Source organism: Mycobacterium sp. NAZ190054 (genome assembly GCF_001545925.1).
Lineage (GTDB): Bacteria > Actinomycetota > Actinomycetes > Mycobacteriales > Mycobacteriaceae > Mycobacterium.
Genome location: NZ_LMVQ01000258.1, coordinates 1 through 5,394, shown reverse-complemented (window position 1 = coordinate 5,394; position 5,394 = coordinate 1). Strand labels below are relative to the sequence as shown.

6 protein-coding genes and 1 pseudogene are annotated in these 5,394 nt (G+C 70.2%); 3 read left to right on the top strand and 4 right to left on the bottom strand.

Translation table 11 applies throughout. The features are described from left to right. Window positions 1-113 precede the first annotated feature (113 nt). The gene (locus tag ASJ79_RS17960; RefSeq protein ID WP_067957867.1) at window positions 114-602 is read left to right on the top strand and encodes a hypothetical protein; all 489 of its coding nucleotides are present in this window, start codon (window positions 114-116) and stop codon (window positions 600-602) included. Window positions 603-621: 19 nt separating this feature from the next. On the opposite strand, the gene ASJ79_RS17955 is transcribed toward ASJ79_RS17960, so the two are convergent. Together ASJ79_RS17955 and ASJ79_RS17950 are read right to left on the bottom strand one after the other, a co-directional pair. Beyond that, window positions 622-1,311, bottom strand: a complete 690-nt coding sequence (locus tag ASJ79_RS17955; protein ID WP_067957864.1) for a hypothetical protein — start codon at window positions 1,309-1,311, stop codon at window positions 622-624. Next, window positions 1,308-1,892, bottom strand: a complete 585-nt coding sequence (locus tag ASJ79_RS17950; RefSeq protein WP_067957861.1) for a hypothetical protein — start codon at window positions 1,890-1,892, stop codon at window positions 1,308-1,310. Before ASJ79_RS17950 ends, ASJ79_RS17955 begins: the two co-directional genes overlap by 4 nt. Window positions 1,893-1,932: 40 nt before the next feature. On the opposite strand from ASJ79_RS17950, the gene ASJ79_RS17945 reads away from it, so the two are divergent. Beyond that, on the top strand, window positions 1,933-3,936 hold the full coding sequence (locus ASJ79_RS17945) for a M13 family metallopeptidase (protein WP_067957870.1): 2,004 nt from the start codon (window positions 1,933-1,935) through the stop codon (window positions 3,934-3,936). A 16-nt stretch (window positions 3,937-3,952) separates the two neighbouring features. Here the strand turns inward: ASJ79_RS17945 and ASJ79_RS17940 are convergent, their stop codons facing one another. Both ASJ79_RS17940 and ASJ79_RS34770 read right to left on the bottom strand, forming a co-directional pair. Further along, on the bottom strand, window positions 3,953-4,402 hold the full coding sequence (locus ASJ79_RS17940) for a thiol-disulfide oxidoreductase DCC family protein (RefSeq protein ID WP_067957859.1): 450 nt from the start codon (window positions 4,400-4,402) through the stop codon (window positions 3,953-3,955). A 68-nt stretch (window positions 4,403-4,470) separates the two neighbouring features. Further along, complete coding sequence (locus tag ASJ79_RS34770; protein WP_255374745.1) at window positions 4,471-4,605, bottom strand: hypothetical protein; 135 nt, start codon at window positions 4,603-4,605, stop codon at window positions 4,471-4,473. A 48-nt stretch (window positions 4,606-4,653) separates the two neighbouring features. Here ASJ79_RS34770 and ASJ79_RS17935 point away from each other — a divergent pair. Further along, window positions 4,654-5,274 (top strand): annotated as a pseudogene (locus ASJ79_RS17935) (phospholipase); the annotation flags it as partial. Window positions 5,275-5,394 lie beyond the last annotated feature (120 nt).

Here is a 5,394-nt window from a genome sequence, read left to right as displayed (position 1 = left end):
CACCAGGTAGGGCCCGACCTCGCCGCGGCCGGCGCCGACGGAGAGGCCGAGTGGGCGCGGGTCAGGCAGCGCTGCCTCGCGGTGGCGGTGGCCATGTTGGAGGAGACGAGGTGATGGTGGCCCCTGAGATGCCGGAAGTGCGCGGCAGCGACCGCCGCGCCGCGCCCGCCGACGACCGCCCGGTCGAGTTCTGGCCGACCGCCGCGATCCGCGCCGCGCTGGAGAACGACGACCTCGCCGTGTGGCAGCGCATCGTCGTCGCGATCAAGCGCGACCCGTTCGGCAGAACCGCCCGCCAGGTCGAAGAGGTGCTCGAGACCGCACGGCCCTACGGGGTGTCGCGGGCGATGTCGGAGGTGCTGCAGCGCACCCGCGAACACCTCGAGGCCAACGAGTGCGCCGAGGTGGCCCGGCATGTGCGCCTGCTGCTGGAGCGCTCGGGGCTGGGTGAGCAGGAGTTCGCGTCGCGCATCGGGGTTCCCGCCGAGGACTTCGCCGCGTATCTGCGTGGCAGCACCAGCCCGCCCGCGTCGCTGATGATCAGGATGGGCCGGCTCTCCGAACGGTTCGCGAAGATGCGCTCCCAGCGCAGCACGGACTGACCGAGACTCCCCCGGGTCCTCAGCGGGTGTGGATCGGCGCCACGTCCTCGACGAGCCAGCGGCCGTCGGTCTTGGCCAACGCCACCCGCAACGCGAGCACCGCGGTGGCGGGCGGCTGCCCGGGGGTGCTCTGGGTGCCGCGCAGGATCACCGCCACGCTGGCCGCGTCCGGCCCGATGGCCTCCACCCCGGCCGACACCGTGCTGGCTTGCGCGGAGACGTTCCTTCCGCCCAAATCCTTTACCACCGTGGCGAATTCGTTGCGGAACCGCTCGGCACTGGCGGCCGACATCATGCCGGTGGCACGGTCGATCGACGCCGTCGGGCTCTGCGGGGTGAACGTCGCCGACGCCTCGGCGACGCTGCTGGCGATGCCGGTCACCTCCGCACTGTCGTCGCGCAGCGCCTGATCCGGCCGGGTCCACTGGGTGTAGCCGACCACCACCGCCGCGATCAGCGCCGCCGTCGTCGTCGCGGTCACGGCCAGCCGCAGCCCTGGGCCGTCGTCGTCGGTGCCGACGGTGACCTTGTCCCGGCGGGCCAGCACGAAGTTGACGATCACCCCTTCGACCACCAGCACGCACAGCACCGAGCACACCGCCACCCACCACAGCGGCCAGCCCAGCGCGACCCCGATGTAGACCAGCGCGGCCACCACCGCGGCGGGCGCCAGCAGGTCGAAGGCCAGTACGCGCAGCCGGTTCCTCATCGGATCGGCTCCAGCCGGGAGATCGCGAGCCTGCCGTCGACGTCGGTCACGTCCAGCCGCAGGGTCCAGCGCACGGTCTGTGGATCCTCGGTGCCCGCGTTCTCCGACACCGACGTCGCGACCACCATCACGGTGTCGGTGCGCGACGACAATCCCTCCAGCCCCTCCTCCTGCGGTGGGGTACCGGGTTCGGCGTGGTGGATGGACTCGATGGCGACCGAGTCGATCTGCCCGGTGGTGCGCGACCGCAGGGTGCGCACCAGCTTGCGGTAGGGCTCGACGGCGGTCTCGAACTCGGCGTTGAGCTGGCCGACGGTGCCTTCGTGCAGCCTGGTCATGTCGGCGTCGACGGTGTCGGAATTCATGTTGATCAGCACGCCGGTCCACTCCGCGGCCGTCTGCAGCACCTCGGTGCGGTACCTGCGCTCGTCGGTGTCGTCGCGGTGCCCGGTCCAGATCACCGTCGCGGCCACGACGGCGGCGACCGCCACCACCGCCAGCACGGCCGACACGACGCCGTAGGTGCTGAAGACCCCGTCGCCCCGCGGCGGCCGGTCGGATATCTGCTCGTCATCGGGCATGCGCGTGAGGGTACCGGCACGTTTCTGGAAGGATGTCGGGGTGACGGTAGAAGCAACATCGCCCAAGTCGACACTCAACTCCGGACTCGACCTGCGCTACGTCGACACCGACGCCCGACCGCAGGACGACCTGTTCGGTCACGTGAACGGCCGCTGGCTGGCCGAGTACCAGATCCCGGCGGACCGGGCCACCGACGGTGCGTTCCGCACGCTGTACGACCGTGCCGAGGAACAGATCCGTGACCTGATCGACGAGGCGGCCGGTTCCGGCGCCGCACCCGGCACCGACGAGCAGCGCATAGGGGACCTGTTCGCCTCCTTCATGGACGAGGACACCGTCCGCGCGCGCGGGCTGCAGCCCCTGCTCGACGAGCTGGCCGCGGTCGACGCGGCCGACACCCCCGACGCGCTGGCCCGGGTGACGGGTGCGCTGCAACGCACCGGCGTCGGCGGCGGCACCGGCCTCTACGTCGACACCGACTCGAAGAACTCCAGCCGGTACCTGCTGCACCTGACCCAGTCCGGGATCGGGCTGCCCGACGAGTCGTACTTCCGTGAGGAGCAGCACGCCGACATCCTGGCCGCCTACCCGGGGCACATCGCCGCGATGTTCGGCCTGGTCTACGGCGGCGGCGCCGACGCGCACACCGAGACCGCCGCCCGGATCGTCGCGCTGGAGACCAAGCTGGCGGCCGCGCACTGGGACGTGGTGAAGCGCCGCGACGCCGACCTGACCTACAACCTGCGCTCCTTCGCCGAGGTCGTCGAGCAGGCGCCCGGCTTCGACTGGGCGGGTTGGCTGTCCGGGCTCGGCGCGAGCTCCGAGCAGGCCGCCGAGGTGGTGGTGCGCCAGCCCGACTTCCTGACCGCGTTCGCCGGGCTGTGGTCGGGCGAGACCCTCGCGGATTGGAAGAACTGGCTGCGCTGGCGGGTGATCCACGCCAGGGCGTTCCTGCTGACCGACGAGCTGATCGCCGAGGACTTCTCGTTCTATGGCAAGCGGCTGTCGGGCACCGAGGAGATCCGCGAACGCTGGAAGCGCGGGGTGTCGGTGGTCGAGAGCCTGATGGGTGAAGCGCTGGGCCGGCTGTACGTGCAGCGGCACTTCCCGCCGCAGGCCAAGGCGCGGATGGACGAGCTGGTGGCCAATCTGCGGGAGGCCTACCGCGTCAGCATCAACTCGCTGGACTGGATGACCCCGGAGACCCGGGAGAAGGCGCTGGTCAAGCTCGACAAGTTCACCCCGAAGATCGGCTATCCGAAGAAGTGGCGCGACTACTCCGCGCTGGAGATCGCCCGCGACGACCTGTACGGCAACTACCGGCGCGGGTACGCGCTGGAGTACGACCGGGACCTGGCCAAGCTGGGCGGGCCCGTCGACCGGGACGAATGGTTCATGACGCCGCAGACGGTGAACGCGTACTACAACCCCGGCATGAACGAGATCGTGTTCCCGGCCGCGATCCTGCAGCCCCCTTTCTTCGACGCCGACGCCGACGACGCCGCGAACTACGGCGGGATCGGCGCGGTGATCGGGCACGAGATCGGGCACGGGTTCGATGACCAGGGCGCCAAGTACGACGGCGACGGGAATCTGGTGGACTGGTGGACCGATCAGGACCGCGCCGAGTTCGGCAAGCGCACCAAGGCGCTGATCGAGCAGTACGAGGAGTTCGTGCCGCGTGGATTGGAGCCGTCGCATCACGTGAACGGGGCGTTCACCGTCGGTGAGAACATCGGCGATCTCGGCGGTCTGTCCATCGCGTTGCTGGCCTACAAGCTGTCGCTGAACGGCGAACCGGCCCCGGTGATCGACGGCCTGACCGGCGAGCAGCGCGTGTTCTTCGGCTGGGCTCAGGTGTGGCGCACCAAATCACGTGAGGCAGAGGCGATCCGGCGACTGGCGGTGGATCCGCACTCTCCTCCGGAGTTCCGCTGCAACGGCGTCATCCGGAACATGGACGCGTTCTACGACGCGTTCGGAGTCGGCCCGGACGACGAGCTGTACCTGGAACCCGAACGGCGCGTGCACATCTGGAACTGACCGCCCGCGCCGGGGGTCAGTCCAGGAATCGGTCGCGCACCTCCGGCGCCGGGATCGGGCAGGTGTCGTGAGTCCCGAACACGCGGTATCGGATCCGCGCGAACGCGTCGTAGAGCCGGTCGCGCACCGGAGCGGGGACGACGGCGGCCGCGCGCAACGCCCGCCACGGCCCGCCGAGGTAGTCGGTGACGCGCAGCGCCGCGGCGGACTTGACCGCGACCTGTTCGTCGGGGCCGCCCGGGTCGTCGACGAACACCACCGAGTCGACGTCGGCCAGGGACGGATGGCGGTCGATGACGCCCCTGGCAAAGTCCGTGTCGAACGCGGCGAACCGTAACGGCCCGTGCCGGTCCAGGCGCAGAATGGTTTGCACCGCGCCGTTGCAGAATCCGCAGACGCCGTCATAGAGCAGCACCGGCGGGTCCTGCCGGGTCGGGGCGGATGATCGGTCGTGAGTCTCGGACATCGGGACCTCCTTGCCGGACGGGTATCCCGTTGCGCCACCCCGCAACCGGGTCTGCCCCGCGGGATATGTCACATCGCGAGGCGGCTGACCCGCTGCGGACGCAGCACGACGCGGAGGTGTTCGTCGGCCAGCATCGTCTCGAGATCGGCGGCCCCAGCGAGTTCCGGCGCACCGTGGCCTGACGGGACTATGCGCGACGGCATACGCTCTCACAAACCGCGGCGACCACATCACCGGCCGAAGGTGAGACGATGTCAGACCAGCTGCAGCACCCGGGGGATAACCGGCTCCTTGAGCCCGGCTCGACATGCTGGCAGACCGCGCGGGCCCGCCGCTTCACCCCGATCGTCGACGGCGCCGACTACCTGGTCGCGGTGAAGGCGGCGATGCTGCGCGCCGAGCGCCGCATCATGCTGATCGGCTGGGATTTCGATTCCCGGACGGCCTTCGAGCCCGCCGGGCCGACGCTGTCCGGACCCGACCGTCTCGGCCTGTTCCTGCACTGGCTGCTGTGGAGCCGCCGGGACCTGCAGGTGTATCTGCTGAAGTCGAACCTGAACCTGCTCCCGGCGCTGGACGGTTTCTGGTTCGGTGTCGCGCCCGTGGCACTGCTGAACCAGATCACGTCGAACCGCATCCATTTCGCGGTGGACGGGGCACGGCCGACGGGGGCCGTGCACCACCAGAAGATCGTCGTGATCGACGACGCGATGGCGTTCTGCGGTGGCATCGACCTGACCGTGGGGCGCTGGGACACCCGGGCTCATCTGCCCGACGATCCGGGACGGCGAACCTCGGGGCAGCCGTACGGACCCCGCCACGAGGTGGCCGCGGCGGTGGACGGACCGGCCGCGCGGGTGCTCGCCGAGCAGCAGGACGGCGATGACCGCGATGGCGATCCAGAGACCTTCAGTCACCGCCCCATTGTCTCAGGGGACATGACCGGTGACGTCTGACCCCGGGTCCGCCCTGCAGCACCGCAAACGCAGGCA

Bases quoted from the DNA above. Each gene is read 5' to 3' on its own strand.
- ASJ79_RS17960 (WP_067957867.1), top strand. From the start codon at position 114: ATGGTGGCCCCTGAGATGCCGGAAGTGCGCGGCAGCGACCGCCGCGCC.
- ASJ79_RS17950 (WP_067957861.1), bottom strand. From the start codon at position 1,892: ATGCCCGATGACGAGCAGATATCCGACCGGCCGCCGCGGGGCGACGGG.
- ASJ79_RS34770 (WP_255374745.1), bottom strand. From the start codon at position 4,605: ATGCCGTCGCGCATAGTCCCGTCAGGCCACGGTGCGCCGGAACTCGCT.
- ASJ79_RS17955 (WP_067957864.1), bottom strand. From the start codon at position 1,311: ATGAGGAACCGGCTGCGCGTACTGGCCTTCGACCTGCTGGCGCCCGCC.
- ASJ79_RS17940 (WP_067957859.1), bottom strand. From the start codon at position 4,402: ATGTCCGAGACTCACGACCGATCATCCGCCCCGACCCGGCAGGACCCG.